Source organism: Shewanella waksmanii ATCC BAA-643 (genome assembly GCF_000518805.1).
GTDB classification, from domain to species: domain Bacteria; phylum Pseudomonadota; class Gammaproteobacteria; order Enterobacterales; family Shewanellaceae; genus Shewanella; species Shewanella waksmanii.
Genome location: NZ_JAEH01000049.1, coordinates 14,110 through 39,096, shown reverse-complemented (window position 1 = coordinate 39,096; position 24,987 = coordinate 14,110). Strand labels below are relative to the sequence as shown.

Here is a 24,987-nt window from a genome sequence, read left to right as displayed (position 1 = left end):
CTGATTTTCTTTCTTTAGCTTCTTGAGAGCGTTCAGCTCACTTTTGGTGGGTAGCTTGCTCATAATTTCATTGTTGCATTGATAGCGAGGGGCTTTAGAAAACTTACCTTCTTTGTATTCTTTTCGCCAACGACTCAGCATTAACGGGTGAATATCAAGCGCTAGCGCAACATCCTTAGACATGACATCGTCTCTTAAGCTTAGCTGGACAGCTTTGACTTTGAATTTTACAGGGTAAAACCATGTCTTTCTTGGTTGGGTATATTTAGGCATTTTAGCCTCCTCAAAGTGATGAGAAGGTGTCTACTAAAACGGGGGAAGAGCATTGTCCTTTTAAACGACTTGTTATACGCTTTTTAATCATACATCACAGCATTTTGAGCCATATCCGCTAATCTAGATTTAGCATCTTCAAGATATGAAATTGCTTGTTTATCTTGGCTGTTTGTTTTGAGAAATTCTTCTAAGTATTTAATCTCAATTGTGAGCAGGTCAATCCTAATTTGTATCAGGCAGTTTGGACGGCTAAGAGAAAAGTCCTCCCAGTTCCTGATGTTAAAAGGACTGACTGAATAAGGCAATTCTTTGAATATCGAGCTATCTACGCCATGCTCTTCAATGAAGCTGATGAAATCATCATTTAATCTGTCGTTACTTTGACTAAGTCTCTCTAATAATTCTTCGATTCTAGTAATAGTTTCACGAGCATCATCAAATAGCTTGCTATAACCGCCTTTAGTTGTAACCCGAAAAGCAAGATCTTCCATCGTATGCTCAACGGTATTTAATACTTCAATTTTATCCCAATAAGTTTCAACATCACGCATTAGCTTATGTAAAGCTGCTTCATCTATTTTGAAATCTGATTTGAGGAAGTTTACTTCGTGTTCCCGCTTCATCTTAATCATTGCTTCAACGGGATATTCCTCTACTTCGTCCGTCTCTATGTGATGTTGATAGCATAGGATTAGTAAATTCTCATACGATCGTCGTTGCTCGTCATTCTGTTTAGAGTTATATCTCTCACCTTCCGGCATTGCTGCTTCAATATGACAAACCTGACCAATAAACTTTTGTTTGTCATTCACTAAAGGGTGAATGCATCCAGGAAATGCACACTGATTTCCTGAACGAGCAAATAACGCTCTTATTGTCTCAAGTTTTGGTGCTAATCTGGCCAAAGAAGTCTCCGTACTCTTGAAGCGTATAACAGTATATTAGGCTGAATTCCGCATAATAACGGACAGCCATGTTAATTCAATACTAGCAAGTTAACTTAAAAATTATTCACCTTCAATAGCTTATGGTTAAGTCGAGGATGACTTTCCTTCAGTGTTCGCTGTAGAAAGTCGGAATTGACTTATTTGTGACGCTTTTCTGCTGCTATGAAAAAGAAATTATTGATAAATCAGAGGCTAAACGGAAATTCATCGCAGCACGAGTTCTCAGTTTCCATGTTTTTGCTCGTTCTCATAGCCTTTCTTGAAAAGGACTATAGCTGTACAAAGCACTGTCAAATCGAAGCAAGTAGAATCCCAGTCACAGCCGCGCTTGTACTGGATATAATTTTTCTTCGAATTTACCTTTGCCTGTGGCACTAAGGTTCTAAAAGTATTTAACCTATTTAGAGTCAGGTTATGCCGGACACCACACTGATTTTCCTGTAGCGGGGTTTCGCCTTCCCGGCGAGGAATGTGTAGATACTTGCTCGGCACGCTGTGAACCCATCCTTGGGCGCTCTGCGACAGCATCCATGCTGTCAAAGGCCTCGACCGCATCTACACTAGATTTCATATCTCTTCGAATTTACCGTTGTCTGTGGCATTAAGGTTTGACGAATATTTAGCCTATTTAAAAATCAGGTTATGCCGGACGCTACAAGGGTATTAAGTGTGTAGTCTGTGGTTAGTTGAGTTTGAAATCTTTTCTGAGTTCACTCTTGGTCGTCTAATCGAAGAGATAATTGACTCGGTGTGATTGCACGTTGACTCTCGGCGACAGGACGTCGCCGCGAAGCCTACATGGATGTATTTATGGCGAGTCATAAGTGCAATCGCACATACCCCGCTGGGAAGCGAGATACTGTTAAAAGTGAGATACTGTTAGAAGCAAATCTCTGCGAGAGGCAAACCCTTTGCTAAATCATCAAGGTGGATGATTGCCCACTTTTCGCCTTACCTGTGAGGTATGTATTTAAAGTTAGGCTATCGACATATCCGAAAGTGTAGCGATGCCAGCTGCAGGCACTAACTGGCCATTAGGCGCGTAATGGTTCGGTGTGCAGGGGAACTTAACCTCTGGCCGAGAGGCCAAAAAAAACCACCTTAAATTAGGTGGCTTCTTAAATTGGAGGGCTAACCGCGAGGTTAAATGGCTTGAGTCACTTGATGTAGCCAGTCGAGATCTTCACCTTGCATATGTGGGGCGATGGCCTCAAATACTCGTTGGTGATAGGCGTTCAGCCAATTGATTTCCGCTTCGTTTAATAGCGACTTATCAAACAAACGTGTGTCCATTGGGATAAGCGTTAGCGGGTTAAACTCAAACATTTCGCGCTCTGCATCGGCAAGGGCTTTAGCTGGGCGAACTTCTACTAGGTTTTCTAAGCGAATACCAAACTCGTTGGCGCGGTAGTAGCCTGGCTCGTTAGATAGCACCATGCCCGGTAGTAAGGCGACATTGTTACTGTTTTTGGCGATACGCTGCGGCCCCTCGTGCACACTGAGGAAATGACCCACACCGTGACCCGTGCCATGATCATAATCAAAACCGTATTGCCATAGGTGCTGACGGGCAAAACCATCGAGTTGCTGACCGGTTGTACCGCGGGGGAATTTGGCTTGATCTAACGCAATGTGACCTTTTAACACTAAGGTGGTCATTTTGCGCTGTTCAGCCGTGGTTTCGCCAATGGCAATCGTACGGGTCACGTCGGTGGTGCCGTCTAAATATTGGGCGCCAGAGTCAACCAAGTAGATGCTGTTATCTTGCATCATGGCAGGGGTGCCATTGTTGTGGTTGTAGTGACACATGGCGGCATTGCCACCAGTGGCAGAAATGGTGTCAAAGCTAGGCTCGATGTATTGTGCGTCTTTGAGTCTGAAAGATTCGAGCTTATCGGCAAGCTGACCTTCATCATAAAAACGTTTTGCCGCCACTTCACGGTCTAACCAGGCTAAGAACTGGCTAACGGCAACGCCATCACGAATATGGCAAGCTGTCATACCCGCTAGTTCAGCCTCATTTTTTTGTGCTTTTATCAGGGCGACGGGATCGCTCGCAGCAATCAGTTTAGCACCATGGTTGGCAGCAGTGAGCTGTAACCAAGCATTGGCGTTGTTGGGGTCGGCTAATAGATTCACACCGTCAAGGTTAGCCAAGGCTCCAGCTAGGGCTGATTCGTCACATAAACTAACACCTGAACCCACATGCTCTTGGGTCCCTGCTGGCAGCTTGCTTAGGTCGGTAAAGACCTGCATGTCGCCATTGGCGTGCAGTAAGCCGGTGCAAAGAATAACAGGCAGGCGCGGTACATCGTTGCCACGTAGATTTAATAACCAACAGCAGGAGTCTAATGCGGCTACGAGTGCAACATCCGCGCCTTGTTTTGCAATGGCTGCTCCAATTTGTTGACGTTTATCCAAACTGCTGCGACCGGCGCTTTGCTCATCAAACAGACGGGCTGCTTGGTTAGATAATGCAGGTCGGTTTTGCCAGTTGCTGTCGATAGGGTTTTGCTCAACGGCCACTAATTGCATCTGTTGGCTGCTAAATAGCGCTTGTGCGTTCTGTTGCCAGCTTAGTGGATGTAACTTGGCATCATAGCCGATACGTGCGTTGGCGCTCAGCTGCTCAGCTAACCACGGCAATTGCGGCACATCAGAGAGGCTTAAATATTCAAACAGAGATGAGTCTACCTGCTGGGCAACTTGCACGGTATAGCGGCCATCAATAAATATTGCGGCGCTATCTTTCAACACAATAGCCATACCCGCTGAACCGGTAAAGTCACTGAGCCAGTGCAGGCGCTCGTTGCGTTCAGGCACATATTCACCTAAGTATTCGTCGGCGCGTGGAACAATAAAAGCATCTAAGTTAGCTTTGGCCATTTCAGCGCGGACTGCGCTAAGACGATCGGCAATTGATTGGGTCATAAACTCTCCAAGGACGGCAGCCGGTTAGGGCATAGAGGTTGTGAGAAAGTGGCTGATTATGGCAGTTGAATATGTGCGAGGGAAGGTTAGGCGACAATTTTCTTTATGCAAATTTTACCTGAGTGTAAAACTTAATGTTATGGTGTTGTTTTTTAGGCGGTTTGCCGCAATCCATTTTGTCTAAGTTTAGGGATTTAACTATGGCCAAGAATGTTTGGATTCTCACCTTAGCGCAAGCGTTTGCCATGAGCGCAACGCCGATGATGATGCTATTAGGTGGCATTATCGGTGCAAAGCTAGCCCCCAGTGAAGCGTTAGCTACGTTGCCAATTGCATCTATGGTGATTGGCGTGGCGTTATCGGTTGTGCCAGTGAGCCGCTTGATGCGTCGCTTTGGTCGTAAACCCCTGTTTATTGCCGGCGCGTTATGGGCTGCAACATCGGGCGGGGTGGCTATCATCGCCACTGGGCAGCAATGGTTTGCGCTGTTTTGTCTCAGTGGCTTTATGCTAGGTAGTGCTGGCGCGGTAGTGCAACAGTATCGTTTTGCGGCGATGGAGTCGGTCAGTGCCGAGTTGGCACCTAAGGCGGCGTCGCGGGTTTTAGTCGGTGGCTTAGTCGCGGCTTTTGTGGGTCCAGAGCTCGCCGTATTGGGTGGCGAGTTGATTAGCCTTCCCTATGTAGGGGCCTTTATGTTCTTAAGTTTGGTGAGCTTGGGCGCAGCCATCATCTTGAGTTTTTATGATAGCCAAGCCGAAGTGACGCAGCAGCAGGCAAGTGATGCTCGACTCGATAGCACGCCCGCGTCGCCGCTGATACACATTTTGGCAACGCCTGGGGTCTGGGTCGCCATTTCTGCGGCAACCATAGGTTATGCATTAATGAGCTTTGTGATGACGGCCACCCCGCTGCACATGCACCATATTGAGCATCATTCACTGGCCGATACTAAATGGGTGATTCAAAGCCATATTATCGCCATGTATCTGCCATCCCTGTTTAGTGGTTACTTGATTGCTAAGTGGGGCACATCGAAAATGATGCTCATTGGCTTACTGGCCTATGTGGTCACTATTGTCGTGGCCTTAATGGGGGCTGAGTTACTTAACTATTGGTTGGCGTTAGTGTTATTAGGCATAGGTTGGAACTTTCTGTTTGTTTCCGGCACGGTGTTATTACCACGTTATTATGCGCGCAGTGAGCGCTATAGCATGCAATCATTTAACGATTCATTTGTGTTTGGTGCCCAGGCCATTGCGTCATTAAGTGCAGGCTGGGTGATTCATTTACTCGGTTGGCAAGTTTTACTGCTCAGTTGCATTCCGTTTATTGCACTACATTTATTGCTAATGGCTTGGCAATACTTCTACAGCAAGCAGGCTTCGGCAGTTGAAAACAGCTGATGCGACTGTTTAGCTGTGTGGCGGGTATAAATTAATTCTTTTCAACCGATTAGATGAGAGTTTACGCACTTTAGATGACATAAGATAGGTTAAGATTTTATAGCGAAAATGTACCGCTAATGTGTTAATGTGACTGCCACATAAAAAGAAAATTAAGCGCTCACGGATGGCGACGTTTGGGGCAAGTTATGCAAAAAATTACGGTTGATATTGGCGGTACCAAAGCACTATTTCAAATCAGCTTTGATGGTCGTACTGAGCAATACAAGATCTTAACTGGCGAAGGCTTTAACGCGACGGTTCTCAATCAGCAACTGTCTGAGTTAGAGAGTGATTACGGTTTAACTGGCTATCAGTTGGCTATCGCTGTGCCGGGGCTAGTGAGAGATAACACCCTGTTGACCAGCAAGTCACTGCCTTGTCTCAATGGCTTAACCGCTGAGCACCTGGCCACTGAGGCTGCTAATGTCATTATTTATAACGACATTGATGCGGGGATGCAGGCGGTATGCGACCCTAAACACACCAGCGAGTTACTGGTGATGGCTGGTACGGGCATTGGTATGTCGATTGCGCTTAATGGTAAACCATTTTCTGGCGCAAGTGGCTTGGCGGGTGAGTTAGGCCATTGCCGAGTGATGACCGAATCTGGTGAGTTTAGTTTAGAGCAGCTTGCCAGTGGAGATTCAATTCGTACCCGCGATTTAAAAACGCCAGCACAACTTTATCGCGCTGGCAGCTACCTTGGCATGGGCTTGGCTTGGGCCGTAAACCTGTTTAATCCTAACCGTATCTGGTTGGCGGGTGGCATGATGAACAATCCCGACTATTACAAAGGTTGTATTAACGCGATCAATGAGATGGCGTTACCTGATCCCCTCAGTGAAACTCAAATTGGCCGAGTAGATGACATGGAAACTTTGGTCTGCAGAGGCTTAAGTGTATTGCTAGATAGATCTTAACTTTTCTCCTATTGAGTTATTTGTTGAGCAAAACGGCGCGATTCGCGCCGTTTTGCCATCAGTTTGAATATTTTTCTACTGCATATTTGTATACTTTATGCTAAAACAGGCAGCTCAATAGCATAACGCGGCCCAGTGCGTGACAGCTGAGTTAATCAGCTGGCGCTGTGCTTGCCAGAGAACCCATCAATTCGCAATATAGCGAACAGTTATCAGACCGTGCGAGGCAATATAATGACCCTAGGTGTAGGCGGTTCAACCGCAGCAATAGAATTAGCAAAACTTTCCGACATGACCCAAGGTGTTGAGCCGATCACAGAGCAAGAGTATCGCCAACGCATTGCTAAGGCGCAGCAGATAATGCAAGCGCAAGGAATTGCGGCTATCTACCTTAATGCCGGGACCAATTTGTACTATTACACCGGGACCCGTTGGTATGCCAGCGAGCGTATGGTTGGCGCTATTTTGCCGGCACAGGGCGAGCTAGAGTACATCGCACCGGCGTTCGAGCTTGATACGCTTGAGGGCTTTATGGTGATTAAGGGTAAGGTTAACACCTGGCAAGAAGATGAAAGCCCCTATGCTCTATGCGGCGATGCGATAGCGGCTATGGGTATCAGCCAAGGGGTTATTGGCATTGATGAATCGGCGGCTTTTTTCATTTTTGATGGATTACGTCAGGCCCATGCTCATTACCAATATGTCAATGCTAAACCCGTGACCGCGGGCTGCAGAATGATTAAATCTGCCACTGAACTCAGCCTGTTGCAGCGTGCTAAAGACATGACGTTAGAGGTGCATAAAGCTGCGGCACGTATTTTACGTGAAGGTATTACCGTTGCCGAGGTTGAAAGCTTTATTAATCAGGCGCACATTGCCGTTGGGGCACCAGCAGGTTCGTATTTTTGCATCGTATTATTTGGCGAAGACAGTGCCTATCCACACGGGGTTAAATCGCCTAAAGCGTTGGAGCTGAATGACACGGTGCTGATTGATACCGGTTGCCAAGTACAGGGATACAATTCAGACATTACTCGCACTTATGTTTTTGGTACCCCTAGCGAGCGTCAGCGCAGCTTGTGGCAGCATGAACAAGATGCACAGATTGCGGCCTTTGAAGCGGCGCAAATTGGTACTCCCTGTGCCGATGTAGACAAAGCGGCGCGGGTTGTTTTAGAGGCAGCAGGTTTTGGTCCAGGTTATGATATTCCGGGCTTGCCGCACCGTACCGGTCATGGTGTGGGCTTAGATATTCATGAATGGCCTTATCTGGTATTGAATGATCAAACACCATTGGCAGCGGGCATGTGTTTTAGCAATGAACCTATGCTTTGTGTACCGGGTGAGTTTGGTGTCCGTCATGAAGATCATTTCTTTATGACTGATGATGGCCCACAATGGTTTACTGCACCAGCACACTCGATTGATGATCCATTTGGTTATGAGGCATAACTTGTTGGACTAGTGCTAATACTTATAGCTAGGTGTAAGCCCTTTCAAATTAGCACTGGCTAAATTATCAAAAAGCGACATGAACTTGATTCTTGTCGCTTTTTTATCTTTTTATGACATTGAAATGACACCCACCATCGGCCAGAGTTTTATGCTTTTAGTCGGCCAGTTAATGATTGTTTATCTCCTTTTTTACCGTTATTTTCCAATTTTTATAAAATAAGTTGTTGCATCTTTGTTAATTGTGGGTCTATGCTAATTATCGATGACAGCGTTGTCATCAAATGAAGTGGAAGGCAAACCAATTGAAAAGTTGGGACGCAAAGCTACCGGTCTAAGGGGAATATAGCCAATAGGGTCGCACTATTGTGCTACATCGGAAGTACCTAGGACAGCGGGGATGCCACAGGAAGTTTCTTCATAAATGAGTGCTGCTTAAATAGAACCGCAAAGGTCATTAAGTGCAGGAGTTTATGGTCTTAAGAGCAGATTTGTATTCTGTCATCGCTTTGTTTGCCTTATTGCTAATAGATAATTAGAAATAAGGATTTTTACCCTATGTTTAACGCAAAATCTAACATGACGACACCAAGCCTGTGCGCTTTGCTCGTCAGCTCGGTGCTATCTAGTGCCGCCTATGCCAACGCTCCTGGAAAGCCGACTATCGGCTGGGGAGAAACCAACTTTGCTATCATCGAAGTCAGCCAATCGGCTACCGCTTACGAGCAGCTTATCACTGTAAAAGATGCTGCCAGTGTCGATGTAAATTGGAATTTATGGAGTGGCGATGTTGGCGACACCGCCAATGTACTGCTTGATGGTGTTACCGTATGGAGCGGGCCTTCAGCGGCGTCGGGTAGTGCAGTGTTTGATGTTAGCCAAGGTGGCCGTTATCAAATGCAGGTTGAGTTATGTAATGCCAGCGGCTGTACTCAAAGTGATGCCAAAGAGATTGTGGTAGCCGACACCGATGGTAGCCATTTAGCGCCATTGCAAACTGCACTGCAAGAAAACAATAAACCCTATGTCAACAAAACCGGCAAGGTGGTGGGAGCCTATTTTGTCGAGTGGGGCGTGTATGGTCGTAAGTTTCCGGTTGATAAAATTCCGGCGCAAAACTTAACTCATATTTTATATGGCTTTACCCCTATTTGTGGCGGCGATGGCATTAACGATAGCCTCAAAGAGATTGAAGGCAGTTTTCAAGCATTGCAACGTGCCTGTAGCGGCCGAGAAGATTTCAAAGTTGCCATTCACGATCCTTGGGCGGCGCTGCAAATGCCACAAAGTGGCGTCAGTGATTTTGGTGATCCCTACAAAGGCAATTTCGGCCAGTTAATGGCGTTAAAGCAGGCCTATCCTGATTTAAAAATTCTACCGTCGGTGGGTGGCTGGACCTTATCAGACCCGTTTTATTTCTTTGGTGACAAGGTTAAGCGTGATCGCTTTGTGGCATCAGTGAAAGAGTTTCTACAAACATGGAAATTCTTCGATGGTGTCGATATCGATTGGGAGTACCCGGGTGGAGCAGGGGCTAATCCCGATCTTGGGGATCCAGTGAATGATGGCGATACCTATGTACTGTTGATGAAAGACCTGCGCGCGATGCTCGATGAGTTATCGGCAGAGACAGGGCGAACCTATGAGCTTTCTTCAGCTATCAGTGCGGGTCGTGAAAAGGTTGCCGTTGTTGATTATCAGGCTGCTCAGCAGTATATGGATTATATCTTCCTAATGAGCTACGACTTTTACGGTGGTTGGTCAAACACTGATTTGAATCACCAAACGGCCTTGTATGCCGCGAGCTGGGATCCCGAGACTAAAAACACCGCTGATTTAGGTGTCAATGCGCTGCTTGCTCAAGGGGTGACGCCGGGCAAAATCGTTTTAGGTGCGGCGATGTATGGCCGTGGCTGGACCGGTGTCAGTGGCTACCAAGGTAATAATCCATTTACCGGCACCGCCACAGGGAAAGTCAAAGGCACCTGGGAAGATGGCGTGGTCGATTACCGCCAGATCGTCAATGAGTACCTAGGTGCTGGCTGGGAATATCAATATGATGAGATTGCTGAAGCACCTTATGTGTTTAAGGCGTCAACCGGTGACTTAATTACCTATGATGATCCTCGCTCAGTAACAGCTAAAGGCCAGTATGTCACAGCAAATCAGCTTGGTGGTCTATTTGCTTGGGAGATTGATGCCGATAATGGTGACATTCTAAATGCAATGCACGAAGGATTAGGCCACGGTGAAGGCACTAATCCGCCAGTGAACAAAGCCCCGATTGCCAATGCGGGCGCGGCGCAAAATGTCACTGGCACAGTGGATGTTGTTTTAGATGGTAGCTTATCTCGCGACCCGGAAAATAAGGCGTTAACTTACGCATGGCAGCAAACCTCCGGCCCAGCAGTGACCCTAGTGAACGCTGATGTAGCTGCAGCTAGCTTTGCCCTTACGGCAACAGAGACTGACACTCAATACGGTTTCAGTTTAACTGTGACCGATCCTGAAGGGCTCTCGGTTGTGGCTAGCACGACGGTTAACCATCTTGCCGAACAAGCTAATGGCGCGCCAGTGCTGAGTTTACCTGCTACCGCATCGGTGGTATCTGGCCAGAGTACGAGCTTGAGCGCCAGCGCATCTGACCCTGACGGTGATCCACTGAACTACAGCTGGTCAGTGCCAGCAGGCCTAGTGGTCAGCGGTGACACCACTGCTACCTTAGCGATTACCGCGCCAACAGTGACCGTTGATACCGATTACACCCTAAGTTTAACCGTCTCTGATGGGGCGTTAGATGCCAGTGCTCAAACGGTATTAACTGTAACGGCAGAAAGCACTGGAGGCTGTGATGTTAGCGACCCAGATGCACCCAACCATCCTGCTTGGGATGCAAGCACAGTCTATACAGGTGGCGATACTGTGAGTCACAACTGTTTGGTCTGGCAAGCCAAATACTGGACTCAAGGCAACGAGCCAACAGTGAGTGCCGATGCTTGGGCGCTGGTGAGTAGTGTCGCAATGGGCTGGAATGCCAACGTTGCCTACAATGGCGGTGAAACCACTACCCATAATGGTCGCAGTTGGCAAGCCAAATGGTGGAGCCGCGGTGAAGAGCCAGGTGTTGCCAGCGTGTGGACTGATATTGGTCCGGCTAACTAACGCTATTTAGCTCGCTCAACCTTGCTGGTGGCCAACCATCAGCAAGGTTTTTCTTGTTGATCATATTGAGTACTCTTCGATGAAATATCCCATACAGATCTTAGGTCTTGGCCTAAGTGCGCTAACGGCTGCGCAAGTTGCGGCCGTGGAGCCGGTAATATTGACCCAAGCGCAGGTCGATGCCACGGAAAACCAGCTAACTGACTTTCCGTTAATGCAAGCAGTAAAAGCGTCTATTGCTACCCGAGACAATGACATCGTCGCAGCGGTAACGCCGCTCAATCCCGCTAATCCAGACAATGTTAGAAGACTTGAATCGGTTTTTAGCCAAAGCCAATTTGAGTATTTATTTGCGCTGCGTGCTCCTGAGTATACTTACCAAGGTTTGCTACAAGCCGCAGCTAAATTTCCCGCCCTTTGCGGCAGTTATGACGATGGCCGTGATAGCGAAGCCATATGTAGAAAGTCACTGGCAACCATGTTTGCTCACTTTGCCCAAGAAACGGGTGCGCATGATCAGTATCGCCCTGAGCCTGAATGGCGCCAAGGATTATATTGGGTGCGTGAAGTGGGCTGGGATGAGACCAAGCGTGGCGGTTACAACATGGAATGTAACCCAAGCACTTGGCAAGGACAGCAGTGGCCCTGCGGCACATTTGCTGATGGCAGTTATAAAAGCTATTTTGGCCGTGGGGCAAAGCAGCTTTCATATAGCTACAACTATGGGCCGTTTTCTGATGCCATGTTTGGTGATGTCAGCGTGCTGCTTAACGATCCACAAAAGGTGGCTGATACTTGGTTAAACCTAGCCAGTGCGGTGTTCTTTTTTACTTATCCGCAGCCGCCAAAACCCTCTATGTTGCATGTGATAGAGGGTACGTGGCAACCCAATAGTCATGATGCAACTAAGGGTTTAACCGCAGGGTTTGGTTTGACGACCCACATTATCAACGGCGGTATTGAGTGTGGTGCCGGCGCTGAAAAACCCCAGTCGCTAAATCGAATCAGTTATTATCAAGCTATCGCCCCATATCTTGGCGTGCCGATAGACAGTGGTGAGCAGTTAGGGTGTAAATCCATGCAACCTTTTGATACCCAAGGTGCGGGTGCAATGGCGATTTACTGGGAACAAGATTGGTCTTATGTACCGGGTAATCCTAATGGTGGTAAAAGTTATGCTTGTAAGTTGGTTGGCTATCAAACTCGTTTTAGTGCATTTAAAGCCGGTGATTATGGCCAGTGTTTACAGCACTTTTTCCCTGAAGTGGTGATTGAAGGTAGTGGTGAACCCACGGATCCGACAGACCCAGTAGATCAAGCGCCAACAGCATTAATTACTGGGTCAGCGAGTGCCAGTAACGGTGCGCAAATTCAGCTCTCTGCCGCGCAGTCGAGTGACCCTGAGCAAACGGCCTTAAGCTATCTATGGCAACTACCGTCAGGTGCTGTAGCTGCTGTTATAGATCAACCCACCCTGACGCTGACATTGCCAACGCTAACCCAGAGCACGGTAATCTCAGTGATGGTGACTGTGACTGACGGGGCGGGGCTAAGTGATAGTGTTAGCCATAATGTGATGGTCAATGTCGATAGCAGCACGCCACCCAATGACGTGGCGCTTTATCAAGCCGGTACGGCTTATGCGGATGGTGATTTAGTGAGTAATATGGGGCAAGTTTATCAATGTAAACCTTTTCCCTATACCGCATGGTGCGGCGGTGCCGCTTGGGCCTACGAGCCCGGAGTGGGTGTGGCTTGGCAAGATGCCTGGATAGCCAAGTAGTTTGCCCAGTAGGCTCAATAAAATCTATAGATAGCAAAAATGCGCCAAATGGCGCATTTTTGCTATTGATAACTCATTAAAACCGCGAGCGGCTTAGTCATCAATACTGATCAGTTCTACATCAAAAATAAGTACTGAACCGCCGGCAATCTTACCTGCATTACGATTACCGTAAGCGAGGGTGCTAGGGATAAAGAAGCGCATTTTCTCACCTTCAACCATGAGCTGTACTCCTTCGGTCCAACCTTTAATAACGCGGTTAAGTGGGAAAGCGATAGGTTCATTACGCTCAACGGAGCTATCGAATACCGTACCATCGATTAGCGTGCCATGATAATGCACAGTGACGGTATCTGTGGCTTTAGGGTGGCGCTCACCATCGCCCTTATTGAGGACTTTATATTGTAAGCCTGAAAGGGTTTCTACCACGCCTTCTTTGGTTTTGTTCTCTGCGAGGAAAGCATTGCCTAAAGCGATATTTTCTTTGGCTGCTTTTTGGTTATTCATCGAGCTGAAAAAATAAAAAATCACGCCGGCAAAAACGACGACTGCAAGTAGTACTTTCATGGGTAGTGGTCTTGTTCAAGTAACAGAGCGCCTATCATAACCAATCTCATTGTTTAGGCAAATAAAAGCCTGAATGGTGATCACTAAAAAGGACATTTAGGCTACAGCCTGACTACCAGTTCTTCACTCTATGCCAGCATCTTTACCGTGGAGTCAGTTCAATTAAGGCAATGCTTGGGTAAGTGGCTCACCTATCGGGGACACTAGCAGCCCCAGCATCATGAGGTTAACTAACACAATAACAGCAAGCATCAGGCTAAAAGGCCGCTTTTGCGATTTGTGCCGTAACACAGATTGAGCGATGAGCGCCCCGGGCCAGCCACATCCGAGGGCAAGTAGATGTAGGCTGCGCTCTTTAACACGCCAATGACCTTTTCTTGCCGCAGATTTATCCCATGCGTACACAGCAAAGGTAATAATACTGCAGCCTAAATAGACGGCTGTGACTATCGTTGGCAGCTTATTGAGGTAGCTGGCACATAGCAGCGCGCTGATAAACAGTAAACAAGCAATCACTTTACTATTCATCTTGCTGCGCTTGCACCATTGCGGGTTCATTAAGTTGTTGCCAAGCGAATAGGCTGTTGTAGCTAGGGTGAATATTGCTGAGATTAATGACGTGGTTTCCTTGCACCTTGGGTTAACTTCATGCCTCTACGGGCATTGGCTATTAATAGGCAGAGATTCGTCGCACCGGCCAGTAGCTCAACGCCTTGGACTAGGTAAAAAATCGTATCAAATTGCTGTGCCTGTGCCCATTGATTAAGCACGATAGCGCAGGGGACTAAAATCAACAAGCCATTGGCGGCAATGATCTTCATTGTTGCGAGTTTCTGCTGAGTCAATTTGCCACGGCGTTTTTTGGCAAGCAGGTTGCCCGTTATGCCTGTTAGTGCCATCGCCGGAATCAAGATCCACAATCCTGGCCACACAACGGCAGCTTTGACTAAGGCGATGGTGGCATGACTGGCGACAAGCTCTGTGATTAGTGTGAGGCTAAAAAAGCTTGCAATGCATAAGGTTGCCACAATGGCGGCGCCGCGATGTAGGTGTAATATCATAACTCACTCCGATCTATATTTTGACAGTGTGTTGTCACAATATAGATTTTTGACAGAATACTGTCAAGTTTGACAGTGTGTTGTCATATTTGCTGGCAGTTGCTAAACTAGTTAGCCTAATGCAGCTAAAGGGCTGCCACTCAGTCGGCTAGGTGATAAGGGTATGGCTCAAACAGAAGGGTTTACGCAACTGGTATTAGGCGTTTTTAGGCTAAACGGCTTGCTCATTAATGAAGGCGATAATTTGAGCCAACCACTAGGGTTAACCAGCGCCAGATGGAAGGTGTTGGGGGCGATTGAACATGGTGGACAGACGGTTTCACAAATTGCCAAGACCATGGGGCAAACCCGCCAAAGTGTGCAGCGTATTGCCAACGAACTGGAAAAATTAGCGGTAGTTCGATTTGTGGATAATCCGCATCACAAAACGGCCAAGCTAATTGAAAGAACGCCAAAAGGTGCTGAACTGTTTGAACAGCTTGCACTTATGTTGCCTGCGTGGAGTGAAGCGGCGTTATCAGGGATTAGTGAACAGGAGCTGGCAACGACGTTAAAGGTCGTTGCCAAGTTGACGCAGCATTTTGAGCAGTCTTAATTCATTAACTGCTTTTGGGTAGTGCCATTGCTATTTAGCAGGCTTTGCTGAGATCCATAATTTAATGTGGCCCGACACCACCACCGTATTGTTGGTGTCATAAGCGGTCACTTTAACCAGCATGTCGCCTTCTTGCCATTGATCGGGGGTGACTTCTGCAACACAACGAATGTCAGTACCGGCTTTGGCGGTGTAGTCAACGCTCATACCTTTTGGGATCCAACGTAGGTGTGCCGGAATGGACGCTTCAGCCATCACGCCCATAGCCATTTCGAGACCATTACAAATGGCAATGACATGGACGGTTTTTATGTGATTATGAACCCGTTTACCCTTGGTGATTTTACACTCGCAATAGTTAGGTCTTAATTCAGTGATCAATGGCTTAATGGTGCCGAAATAGGGCGCCATGCGAGACACCATGATAGAGAAGATTTTGTGTCCCCAAGGAAGACGCGTGACCTTGTTATACAGTCCCATGACTTTCGTCGTTTTACCGCTACCCATAGCAACTCCGTTATTATTTTTTGTTCTGGTCGGATGAGTTTACACGATTCTAACAATAAGAACAGGTGTTATGCCGTACTAGCATGTTGCTTCAAATGAAGAGACTTGTGTTACCTATGAAGTAAAGTTCACTTTCCTTTCACGGTACACAAGGTACAATTTGGCGGAATTTAAATGAAACTAAGGGTGATTTGTGAAATATCTGCTGACCTATTTTAAGGGAGTGGCGATGGGGGCAGCTGATGTAGTGCCAGGTGTGTCAGGAGGGACTATAGCCTTTATTACTGGGATACTCGATACCTTATTGGAGAGTATTAAACGCATTAACCCGAGTTTAATCTCAGTGGTGAGATCTCAAGGCATTAAGGGCGCGTTTTATCATATTAATGGCCCATTTTTGGTGGCTGTGTTTGGCGGTATACTGACCAGCATTTTCAGTCTTTCAAAGTTAATTTCTTATTTACTGGTAACTTACCCCATTCCGGTATGGTCATTTTTCTTTGGGTTGATCTTAATCTCAGTCGTGCACATGCTGCGCCAAGTAAAAGGCTTTAGCCTATTACGGGCAAGTTTGTTTGTGATTGGAGTGGCATTTGCTTGGGGGATTACGATGCTTAACCCAATTGCCCTTGAGATGAGCTACCTAAATATCTTTTTTGCCGGCTGCATTGCCATATGCGCGATGTTATTGCCTGGAATTTCAGGCAGTTTTATCCTTTTACTGCTGGGGCTTTATACTTCGGTGATTGGTGCGGTTAAGAGCTTTGATTTAGTGATTATCAGCTTGTTTGCGTTAGGCTGTATTTGTGGTTTGCTGACATTTAGTCATCTATTGAGTGCTTTGCTTAAGCGTTATCATGACGAAACTTTGGTGTTTCTTACCGGGTTAATGTTAGGCACATTGGGTAAAATATGGCCTTGGAAGCAGGTACTGACTTGGCGGGAAAATTCATCTGGTGAGCAAGTGCCGTTACTGGAAGCGAATTTAAGCCCGCTGGCGTTTGAGCAATTTACCGGCCAAAACCCACAGCTAGTCGCCGCCATTGTTGCTATGTTAGTCGGCATGGCTTTGGTGTGGGGGCTGGAGCAGTTTGCAGGCAAACAACACAAGGATGAAGTATGAACGCACGATGGATAATGGCCGTTACCGCCATCTTTTTAGCCGGTTGCGCAAATGATATAAGCTGGCAGTTAGACGATGTGGATGCTAATAGGCCAGAGCCTTTAGTTGAACCCGTTAATCCTATGGCTGATGATAATCAACGTATTTTAGATGATGCCAGGGAAAGAGACCGACTAAAAAAGCGCTGACAGCGGTAAAAAGCCTAGCAATTGCTAGGCTTTTTTGTATTTGGATCTATGTTGCGCGTCAATTCTTAGCCCGCTTGGCGACTATTGTCGATGGTTTTTTTATCGTAGTATTCAAATGGAAATACGTTGCGGATGCGCTGGGTGATATCGTCACTAATATTGGCAGAGACATGTAATCTAACTGCGCCATTAAGCTTTTCAGCCCTCACTAATCCGGTTAGCTTTTCAGCTTTAGCCAGTGCCTTGCATTCGCGTTGAAACTTCTCTGGAATTTTGCCTTTATGTCGATCTAAACGGCCTTCTTTAAAGTGTAACTCAAACACGGTTAGCCCTTTTTTTCCGGAAAAAATCAGCTTATAGGCCAAGAAGAGTCCGCCTAAGATAAACAGGACTTTATAAACGGTTGGCGGCATATGTTATTCCCTTATCAACTAGGTGCTTATGGTAAAGATACTCTGGCTAGCTTATTTTTGGTAGTAGCATAGATCATGTTTTTTAGTTTGAATTTTTTGTGAACCCTGACTAGACTGAAACTTGTACGGAGTGAGTTTACGGTCTTACATACCAGTTAAGGAAGGCATTATGTATCTATCAAATGCCCAAAAGTGGGCCAAGTTATGCCTTGATCAAGCTGAACTAATTGAAAGCCTTTCTGAAACATTCCCAGAGCGTCGAGAGCAACATGCTAACTTAGGTTTAAGCTGGCGCCGACTTGAGCAGCAGATTGTCAACGGGGTGAAACCTAAACTGTTTGATGTCGAGTAGCCACAAAGACAGTTGATCGAACCTGCTAATGATAAAGCCGCCAAAAGGCGGCTTTTTTGTAATCAACAGTATATATTTTAATTTTCAATTAATCGGCTACTGCGTCGCCCTTGATCAAGTAGCTCTTTGGCTGCCAATTCAGCTGCATCTCGTTGGGCTTGTGTCGAACATTGCTTAGTTTTAATACGTGAACCTGTTTTAGCTACCTTTTCACACCGATATCCTGCATAGCGTGCTGATTTCTGATTTTCTGCATCACTATTTTCGGTTGTTTCAGTTGAGGTGTTCGCATGTTGGCTGTCTGATTCAGAGGTTGAAGCGCACCCAGTAAGCACTATTAGTGCTACTATCAAATTAGCTTTAATGAGTTTTATTAACATTATAGTCCCTTAATATTAAATTATGTCCTTGGTAGAACAACAATATCAAATTAAGAAAATATAACTTTTGCTGCAAGTCTGTGTTTGTATCAAGCTCTTATGATTGTAAATAATTCTGCGCTCATAGTAGTTTAGTAGGGGGGGGATGATAACTACCTATGGAGCTTAAGGACTATTAATCAGTGGTTTACAGGGTTTCTGTTGTGTTTTTTTTATTGAGGTAGGTCAAAAGTATTAAAGTTCTATTGGCTATTAGTATTGTTGACAGCGATTAAAGCTAAAGGTTTTGGCGTATGCGGCAGTTAGCTAGTTCAATTTGATTGAAGTTTACAGTGGCATTGAAGTAAATAAAAAACGACGAATGCTTTATATGATTCAAAAAAACCGCCGTTAGGCGGTTTTTTTGAGTGGCTTTTTATTGGCGTAAGAAGCTGACATCTTCAATCATTCGTGTACTTCGGCGACCTTGGTCGAGCAGCTCTTTTGCAGCAAGCTCCGCGGCTTCACGGTCAGCTTTAGTCGAGCAAGTTTTAGTCTTAATACGTGAGCCCGTTCTTGCTATTCTGTCGCAGCGATAACCTTCATATCGAGCGATTCTTCGCTGTTCTGCATCACTTAATGCATTAGAGTTATCGTCAGCTGCCGTTATGTTCTCATTAGTGTCTGCTATGGCTTGTTGATTGTTTGAGTCAGTAGTTGAACTGCAAGCAGTAAGTGCTAGTAATGCAATCAGTAAATTTGCTTTAATCAAATTATTTAACATCATAGTCCCTTAATATTAAATTATGTCCCTGGATAGAACGACAATATTAAATTAATCACATTTATTATTTACTACAAGCGTTTGGCGAGCTTTGAATCGGGGTTTTAGTCGTAGATGTAACAAAAATAGTATATTTGTAGGGGGGAGGTTTCAGCGTAATTGAATGACTTGTCTTTGTAATTTACGCCAGTTCATGCTGTTTTTATAGGCTTAGCTATTTTTTGCGTCAACTAAAAGTATTAAATTTCTGGTCGTGCTATATTTTTATTAATTTTTTTGGGAAAGCTATTAAAAGCTTATTCATTGCTAGGCTTTTGTTAGCAATTTTATATGATATTTAATTGAAATGCTTTGAGGTAATTCATTTGGTCGGTTCTTCGTTAGTTTCGGTCCCATGGCTTGCGGCGCATATTGCCGATAGTTCGCTTATTGTATTAGATGTCAGCATGAGTAAGGTTGTGGGCAAAGAGCCTATCGTTTATCGCCACTTTAGTTGCATACCGGGCGCGATGAAACTTAGCTTAGAAACCGAGCTATACGATAGCAGTAGTGCGATGTTACATGCGATGCCAACTGCGGCGCAGTTTCACCAAGCTATCGCTGCTGTGGGGATCGGCCCTGAGAGCAAAGTGGTGCTGTACGATGACCAAGGAATTTATAGCTCGCCACGCGCTTGGTGGATTTTCAAGTCTATGGGCTTTAAGCAGGTTTACGTGTTAGATGGCGGCCTACCGCAGTGGATAGCAGCAGGGCATGTAGTGGCGGATAACCATCGACCGCGCAGCACTGCTGCACTCGTTTTGCCGCCCCATGCGTACCAATTTGACGGTGACAGTGTTGTTAGTGCTGAGCAAATCCACGCGGCAATAACCTCGACTGGCCTGCAAATTGTGGATGTAAGGGCCAACGGGCGTTTTCTAGGGAATACGCCTGAGCCTCGTCAAGGCGTGCGCAGTGGTCATATTCCGAGTGCAATCAATATCCCCTTTGCAGCGTTTTTTGATGGTCATTGCTTGCATGATAGCCAAAGACTTGCGGCAATTTTTAATCAACAAGGGTTGAGTGCAGAACTGTTATTGGTGATGAGCTGTGGTTCAGGGATTACTGCCTGTATCGGCCTACTAGCCGCAAGCGAGGCTGGGTATCAGCAGCTTGCCTTATATGACGGTTCATGGGCGGAGTGGGGCAGTCTTGATGATATGCCGATTGAAACACTGTAACGTTGGCAAAGCGAAGCACTTTTAACGCTGTAAAAGTGCTCCTTTGCGCAGGACCTACTTTTTACTGTCCATGTTCCATAGCACGCTTTGGTCGCTGCCCATGACGGTGGTTGGCATTTGTCCGTTCCACTGCTGGGCACGCACGTATTCCACTAAAGTTTTCGATTCTCGCAGCGCTTCGGCCTTTTTCTGAATCGCTTCTGCTTCTGCTAAGCCTTTGAGTCGAATGGCTTCAGCTTCAGCAATGGCTTCAGTTTGAATTGCATAGGCTTTACCGTCAGCGGTGGCTTTGGCCGCATCTCGTTTCGCATTTGCGGTGTTAACTTCGCGTTGGGCTTCTAGGTTTTGTCGCTCTAGACGATGCTTTTCTGCGGCGGCTAAGTTCTTTTCAGTCTGTTTAGTTTCAATCGACTGAATGTACTTTTGGGGTAAACCTAAGTTTTCTAGCTGAGCAGAGTCTAACTTCACCGGATAGTCTTTCATCTCTTCAACTAAGACATCTTCAATTTGGGCGATCACTTGGCCACGGTTTTGAATGATCTCTTCGGCTTTATAGCGGGCCAGGGCATCTTTGGCGGCTGAGCGTAATTTAGGGTCGAGTATGCGGGATTCGAATTGACTTAGGCCACCATAGCTTTTGAACAGATCAAATGCTTGGTCACGATTGACGGTCCAGTTAATCGAGACTTCAGCGGTCACTGGCATTTGCTCGTGGGTAGAGGCGTTAAGTTTTTCAGAGTTCTTACGGGTACGAATTTCTAATACTTCTACTTTATCAACAAAAGGTATTTTTACATGTAAGCCGGGATTGACTTGCTCAGTTGCTTCTCCAAAGCGTTTAATGATGCCGACATGGCCTTCATCAACGGTATATAAAGTTTGGAATAAAGTGCTGATAACAATCAGCCCACCAATGACAGCAATAGCGGCGCCTTTGCCTTTGGTTTTTATATTTTGTTGTGGGCCATTTTTTTTCAATAAATCCATTTCATTTCCCTGTTAGACTAAATCCGTGGTTGGCAAAGTTTGCCAGCTAAGCAGCATCCTAACTGATTAACATGATTAGTCAATATGGTTGATTTCATAGAGTAAAACCCTTGTGTTGGCCATTTGTCATCTCCCGTCCCATCTTGCATCCATGGTTAGTTGCGTGTCAGCCAAGGGCTGATTAAAACCCTGAACCTATTTGAAAATATATGGCGCTATCTTCGTCACTGCGGGCCACATCAATCCCCATATGTAAGCCGTAGCGGCGGGCAATTTGATAGCGAAAACCGCTGCCATAAGCGCTAATGGTTTGTGCGCTACTGCCTAGGTTAGTCTGCTCTTTGGTATGGCCTTGGCCATAGAAAGCCGATACTAACCAACGATGGTTAATGTGGTACATCAGCTGCGCTTGTGCGGTCAGCACTTCATCGCCTTGATAACGGTAGGCGGGCGCACCGCGCAGTTTGACATAAGGGCGTACCGTGGGTGGCAGTTGCTGGTTATCACTGTATAGGCCTTGGTAACTACCTGCGAATGCCACAGTCCATCGTTGATTGATCGGTAAGTAGTATTCGGCGTTTACCTCGGCAGTGTCGTAGTTTTCATCGCTACCGAAAGACTGCCGATAAGCCATATATTGCGCATCTATGAGGTAGCCATCTTTTGGGAAGAAATGGTTATCGCGTTGGTCAAATTCTGCGGTGAGTCCTATGGCTGACTGCGCTGTCGCATCACCAAGATAGCGCTGCAGTAGCAAGTCTACCAAAGCGTTAGATGAAGAAACCGATGATTGGCTATAGCTTTGTTTTACGCCTAGCATGAGCTGGGTTTTAGCAACACGAAACTGCAAATGCTGCACCGCAAGAAAGCCTTCGGTGGTGGTGTCGAAGCCGATAGCATTTTCTGGCGGTAGCAGGCCGCCTAAGTCGGAGTAGATAGCTAAGTTGGCTTTGCCATAGCCCCCAAGCCCAGTATAGCGAATGCTGTCATTGAGCCATGAATGACGATGACCCGCAAAACCTATCCAAGTCCCATTGTCGGTGCCTGCGCCACCAACAACCGTAATGGCTGGGGTCATGAGATTTGCGCCGCCATCTAGACGCTGCGCGGCTTGCTGCTGTCTTTGTTGTTTTTCTTGTTCATTCTCATGCAAAAATACCCCAGCAACACCGCCACCGATACCCAGTGCGGGTTCTGTCAGTAAAATGGGGACAGGCAAAAAGCCATAGGCATTTTCAGCTAAGTACTCACCCATATCGAACTGGCCGTCGAGGGGGTCGGTAAAGGAGATGGCCATTGCTGAGGCTATTGGCGCGCTCATCAGTGTTAACAATAGACCGAGTTGTTTGATTGCCATTTGTTCTCTCATCATCTGCGGACGCGGCTACCGGGAGCTTTAATAGCAGCGCACCAGCCTTAATTAAGCTGGCCAGTGTAGTCTTGATGGGCTTACGATATAACTCGCTTATGATGGATCCTGTCATCGGTTTAGGCTAAAGCGGTTTGATTTGCGTGGTTATTTGGATTGCTAAAGAGGGGGCATGGAAATTTCTTGTGATAACCAGCGGCTCTGCTAACCAAGCCCCCGCGGTTGCTAGGTGATTTTAGGTTCTCGGCTAGTGATGCTATCGACAATCGTTTTCTTAATCGAGATGACCTGCTTATTGTGGGGGGACCAGAGGGCGATGGGTACTTTAACGTTATCTTTAATTTGAGCGCTGTGGATCTCAACTAAATTGCTGGTGACGTATTCTGACTCGAGAATGGTTCTGGGGAGCAGTGCCCAACCTAAGCCTTCTTGGACAAACTTAATCACTAGGGCGAGCTGATCAATGATTTCATACTCGGCCGACAGAATCACTTTTTCTGCCATATCATCATCTAATAAAGATTTGACCACCAGTTGTTTACTGTTCTTCATGGCGGTGAGCATTTCGCTGCTTTCACACTGGGTTAATGGGTGGTCGTTGCCAACAAACAAAGAGAAGTCCATATGCCCCAAAAAGGTAAAGTCGATGCTATTAATCAACTTACTCTTGTGCACATTTACAATCCCGAAATGAATGCTGCTATCTTGGATACCTTGTTTAATTTCCGGTTGAGTTCGCACAATAAAGTTCACTCGCATGCTGGGGTAGGCAGCTGTGAGTGATTTACGAATGTGCGACAGCAAGGTATGTGGCAAAAAGCTGGCATAAGCGATAGTGATAGAGGCTAATTGCTCGTAAGACAGACTTAAGGCGACTTTGTCGAAAGTTCTAGCTTGTTCAACAACTTGGTTGGCGTAGTGATAGAGTAAGGTCGCCTCTTCGCTTGGCTCTACCTTGCGACCAACCCTTTCAAATAGCGCAATGGCTAATTGATCTTCAAGGTTAGTGATAACTTGGCCAACTGTTGTGCGGTGGCGGTCGAGCTTAGCCGCTGCTTGACTAAATGAGCGTTGCTCGTAAACCGCAACAAAGGTAATTAACTGCTCTAAGCTAAAGTTCATCTTCTTCCTCTGCCAAAATCGCCTGAACTGAGCATATATTAGCGCCATCATTGCGTATTGTCGCTTTTTTTGCAGGGTTTGATCCTGCATATGCGATTCAGTATAGCTTATTGAGTTCGTTATCATTGTGGCAATAACGTGACGATTAACGCTTAAAACCGCTTAAGCTGTTGGCTCAATCGCTGAGAGAGTACCACCCGATACTGTGCTGTCATCAATAGTGCGTGGGTGTTTCAGCCAACTAACCAATCTATTCATACACAGATATGTGTTTGAAAATTAACTAACAATGTATGGGAGTGAGCTAGTTAACTTAGCTTGCTGAGTGACGTATGCCGCATGAGTTTATTTTAGGTGAAATCTATTTGCCGCCACTATTGGTTGTTTGTGCCATGGCATACATTTCTATGCTGGTGGTGATGCAAATACTGTCACGGCTGGATTGGCTTAAGTATTTTGCTATGCCCGCATTACTAGAAGTGTCTCTGGTGGTGATTTTTGCTAGCGCCATTAGCAAACTCATCGCGATTTAATAGGTAACAGAAGATGAAAAAACAGTTAGCCACTATGACGGTGGTGATTATCGCTATGATGTGCCTGTCGCAGGCCTATAGCCATTACTTTTCAAACCCTTGGACGCGAGACGGCCAGGTACGTGCCCACATTATCCAGATCACCCCACGAGTCACCGGTCCCGTGACGCGATTGCATGTGGGTGATGATGAGTATGTCCGCAAAGGAGATTTGCTGTTTGAAATTGAGCCGAGTCTTTATATTGCCGCATTGGCTAATGCTAAAGCCAATGAGCTGCAAGCATCGGCGTTACTTGAGAAAGCGCGCAACGAAAGTGCCCGTATTACCGCGTTAGAAACACTAGAGAAAGGCACTGTTTCAACCTTAGATTTAAACAATGTCCATAATGCAGTCAAAACCGCTGAAGCCAACTTAGCTGCAGCGGCCGCTGTGGTCGAACAGGCCAGATTGAACCTGGATTTTACCAAAGTGATCGCGCCCACTTCTGGCTATATCACTAACTTGAATTTACGTGAGGGCGCTCAAGTGGTGGCTAACTCCCCTGTTGTGGCTTTGATCGATGCCAACAGTTTTTGGGTTGAGGGCTTTTTTAAGGAGACAGATCTACAAGGCGTGCAAACGGGTGATATTGCGATGGTAACCTTAATGATGAACCCAGATGAGCCAATGCCAGCAGTGGTAACGAGTGTGGGTTATGGTATCGCCAAAGCCGATGGCAGTACCGGCAATACTTTACTGCCTAATGTTAATGCCAATTTTCAGTGGATACGCTTAGCGCAGCGGTTACCCGTAAAAGTCAGCTTGCTTGATGTGCCCGCTGATGTGCAGTTACGGGTAGGGACCACGGCCTCGGTATTGATTGCTAAATCTGTCGATCCGCAATAGGGGTT

General features: G+C 46.3%; 26 protein-coding genes and 1 riboswitch. Of the genes, 12 read left to right on the top strand and 14 right to left on the bottom strand.

The window, feature by feature from the left end; genetic code table 11:
* The 4 genes from L865_RS0116875 to L865_RS0116865 form a co-directional block, all read right to left on the bottom strand.
* Window positions 1-273: IS3 family transposase (locus L865_RS0116875; RefSeq protein WP_028774322.1), on the bottom strand; the 273-nt coding region annotated here is incomplete at its 3' end.
* Between the two features lie 83 nt (window positions 274-356).
* Window positions 357-1,181 (bottom strand): hypothetical protein, encoded by an 825-nt coding sequence (locus L865_RS0116870; RefSeq protein WP_028774321.1) that lies wholly within the window; start codon window positions 1,179-1,181, stop codon window positions 357-359.
* Window positions 1,182-1,635: 454 nt separating this feature from the next.
* A complete protein-coding gene (locus L865_RS25595; protein WP_157577637.1) occupies window positions 1,636-1,794 on the bottom strand; it encodes a hypothetical protein in 159 nt (52 codons plus the stop codon).
* A gap of 572 nt (window positions 1,795-2,366) precedes the next feature.
* Window positions 2,367-4,154: an aminopeptidase P family protein gene (locus tag L865_RS0116865; RefSeq protein WP_028774320.1), complete on the bottom strand. Its 1,788-nt coding sequence runs from the start codon at window positions 4,152-4,154 to the stop codon at window positions 2,367-2,369.
* Window positions 4,155-4,354: 200 nt separating this feature from the next.
* On the opposite strand from L865_RS0116865, the gene L865_RS0116860 reads away from it, so the two are divergent.
* The 5 genes from L865_RS0116860 (at window position 4,355) to L865_RS0116840 (ending at window position 12,916) form a co-directional block, all read left to right on the top strand.
* Entirely contained in the window at window positions 4,355-5,557 is a 1,203-nt protein-coding gene (locus tag L865_RS0116860; RefSeq protein ID WP_028774319.1) for an MFS transporter, read from the top strand.
* A gap of 188 nt (window positions 5,558-5,745) precedes the next feature.
* The gene (locus tag L865_RS0116855; protein WP_028774318.1) at window positions 5,746-6,519 is read left to right on the top strand and encodes an ROK family protein; all 774 of its coding nucleotides are present in this window, start codon (window positions 5,746-5,748) and stop codon (window positions 6,517-6,519) included.
* 234 nt (window positions 6,520-6,753) lie between these two features.
* Entirely contained in the window at window positions 6,754-7,971 is a 1,218-nt protein-coding gene (locus L865_RS0116850) for a M24 family metallopeptidase (RefSeq protein ID WP_028774317.1), read from the top strand.
* Window positions 7,972-8,256: 285 nt separating this feature from the next.
* A riboswitch (cyclic di-GMP riboswitch) is annotated at window positions 8,257-8,379 on the top strand.
* 150 nt (window positions 8,380-8,529) lie between these two features.
* Complete coding sequence (locus L865_RS0116845; protein WP_028774316.1) at window positions 8,530-11,133, top strand: glycosyl hydrolase family 18 protein; 2,604 nt, start codon at window positions 8,530-8,532, stop codon at window positions 11,131-11,133.
* Between the two features lie 79 nt (window positions 11,134-11,212).
* Entirely contained in the window at window positions 11,213-12,916 is a 1,704-nt protein-coding gene (locus L865_RS0116840; protein ID WP_028774315.1) for a chitinase, read from the top strand.
* A gap of 93 nt (window positions 12,917-13,009) precedes the next feature.
* Here L865_RS0116840 and bamJ read toward each other — a convergent pair whose 3' ends face one another.
* From bamJ to L865_RS0116825, 3 genes are all read right to left on the bottom strand, one after another.
* The gene (bamJ, locus tag L865_RS0116835; RefSeq protein ID WP_028774314.1) at window positions 13,010-13,483 is read right to left on the bottom strand and encodes a BamJ family beta-barrel-assembly machinery protein; all 474 of its coding nucleotides are present in this window, start codon (window positions 13,481-13,483) and stop codon (window positions 13,010-13,012) included.
* Between the two features lie 162 nt (window positions 13,484-13,645).
* A complete protein-coding gene (locus tag L865_RS24070; protein WP_211237706.1) occupies window positions 13,646-14,011 on the bottom strand; it encodes a DUF1294 domain-containing protein in 366 nt (121 codons plus the stop codon).
* Window positions 14,012-14,094: 83 nt separating this feature from the next.
* Window positions 14,095-14,544 carry a hypothetical protein gene (locus L865_RS0116825; RefSeq protein WP_028774313.1) on the bottom strand — a complete coding sequence of 150 codons (450 nt, stop codon included), beginning with the start codon at window positions 14,542-14,544 and terminating at the stop codon, window positions 14,095-14,097.
* A 163-nt stretch (window positions 14,545-14,707) separates the two neighbouring features.
* Between L865_RS0116825 and L865_RS0116820 the strand changes: the two genes are divergently transcribed.
* Complete coding sequence (locus tag L865_RS0116820; protein ID WP_028774312.1) at window positions 14,708-15,139, top strand: MarR family winged helix-turn-helix transcriptional regulator; 432 nt, start codon at window positions 14,708-14,710, stop codon at window positions 15,137-15,139.
* A 30-nt stretch (window positions 15,140-15,169) separates the two neighbouring features.
* Here L865_RS0116820 and L865_RS0116815 read toward each other — a convergent pair whose 3' ends face one another.
* Entirely contained in the window at window positions 15,170-15,646 is a 477-nt protein-coding gene (locus L865_RS0116815; protein WP_028774311.1) for a hotdog fold domain-containing protein, read from the bottom strand.
* Between the two features lie 193 nt (window positions 15,647-15,839).
* On the opposite strand from L865_RS0116815, the gene L865_RS0116810 reads away from it, so the two are divergent.
* Entirely contained in the window at window positions 15,840-16,769 is a 930-nt protein-coding gene (locus L865_RS0116810; RefSeq protein WP_028774310.1) for a polyprenyl-phosphate transporter, read from the top strand.
* On the top strand, window positions 16,766-16,957 hold the full coding sequence (locus L865_RS0116805; RefSeq protein WP_028774309.1) for a hypothetical protein: 192 nt from the start codon (window positions 16,766-16,768) through the stop codon (window positions 16,955-16,957). The genes L865_RS0116810 and L865_RS0116805 overlap by 4 nt, the downstream gene beginning before the upstream one ends.
* Window positions 16,958-17,022: 65 nt before the next feature.
* Here L865_RS0116805 and L865_RS0116800 read toward each other — a convergent pair whose 3' ends face one another.
* Window positions 17,023-17,370, bottom strand: coding sequence for a DUF3634 family protein (locus L865_RS0116800; RefSeq protein WP_028774308.1), 348 nt, complete (start codon window positions 17,368-17,370; stop codon window positions 17,023-17,025).
* A gap of 169 nt (window positions 17,371-17,539) precedes the next feature.
* Here L865_RS0116800 and L865_RS0116795 point away from each other — a divergent pair, with 169 nt between their 5' ends.
* Complete coding sequence (locus tag L865_RS0116795; RefSeq protein WP_028774307.1) at window positions 17,540-17,722, top strand: hypothetical protein; 183 nt, start codon at window positions 17,540-17,542, stop codon at window positions 17,720-17,722.
* Window positions 17,723-17,799: 77 nt separating this feature from the next.
* On the opposite strand, the gene L865_RS24065 is transcribed toward L865_RS0116795, so the two are convergent.
* Both L865_RS24065 and L865_RS0116785 read right to left on the bottom strand, forming a co-directional pair.
* Window positions 17,800-18,102 (bottom strand): hypothetical protein, encoded by a 303-nt coding sequence (locus L865_RS24065; RefSeq protein WP_037471437.1) that lies wholly within the window; start codon window positions 18,100-18,102, stop codon window positions 17,800-17,802.
* A 415-nt stretch (window positions 18,103-18,517) separates the two neighbouring features.
* Complete coding sequence (locus L865_RS0116785; protein WP_028774306.1) at window positions 18,518-18,865, bottom strand: hypothetical protein; 348 nt, start codon at window positions 18,863-18,865, stop codon at window positions 18,518-18,520.
* Window positions 18,866-19,206: 341 nt separating this feature from the next.
* Here L865_RS0116785 and L865_RS0116780 point away from each other — a divergent pair, with 341 nt between their 5' ends.
* Window positions 19,207-20,085 (top strand): sulfurtransferase, encoded by an 879-nt coding sequence (locus tag L865_RS0116780; RefSeq protein ID WP_051484665.1) that lies wholly within the window; start codon window positions 19,207-19,209, stop codon window positions 20,083-20,085.
* 54 nt (window positions 20,086-20,139) lie between these two features.
* Here the strand turns inward: L865_RS0116780 and L865_RS0116775 are convergent, their stop codons facing one another.
* The 3 genes from L865_RS0116775 to L865_RS0116765 form a co-directional block, all read right to left on the bottom strand.
* Window positions 20,140-21,072, bottom strand: a complete 933-nt coding sequence (locus L865_RS0116775; RefSeq protein ID WP_028774304.1) for an SPFH domain-containing protein — start codon at window positions 21,070-21,072, stop codon at window positions 20,140-20,142.
* 181 nt (window positions 21,073-21,253) lie between these two features.
* Complete coding sequence (locus L865_RS0116770; RefSeq protein WP_245608456.1) at window positions 21,254-22,429, bottom strand: BamA/TamA family outer membrane protein; 1,176 nt, start codon at window positions 22,427-22,429, stop codon at window positions 21,254-21,256.
* A gap of 237 nt (window positions 22,430-22,666) precedes the next feature.
* Window positions 22,667-23,563, bottom strand: a complete 897-nt coding sequence (locus tag L865_RS0116765) for a LysR family transcriptional regulator (RefSeq protein WP_028774302.1) — start codon at window positions 23,561-23,563, stop codon at window positions 22,667-22,669.
* Window positions 23,564-23,895: 332 nt separating this feature from the next.
* Between L865_RS0116765 and L865_RS0116760 the strand changes: the two genes are divergently transcribed.
* Both L865_RS0116760 and L865_RS0116755 read left to right on the top strand, forming a co-directional pair.
* Window positions 23,896-24,096 (top strand): DUF1656 domain-containing protein, encoded by a 201-nt coding sequence (locus tag L865_RS0116760; protein ID WP_028774301.1) that lies wholly within the window; start codon window positions 23,896-23,898, stop codon window positions 24,094-24,096.
* 13 nt (window positions 24,097-24,109) lie between these two features.
* The gene (locus L865_RS0116755) at window positions 24,110-24,982 is read left to right on the top strand and encodes an efflux RND transporter periplasmic adaptor subunit (RefSeq protein WP_028774300.1); all 873 of its coding nucleotides are present in this window, start codon (window positions 24,110-24,112) and stop codon (window positions 24,980-24,982) included.
* Window positions 24,983-24,987 lie beyond the last annotated feature (5 nt).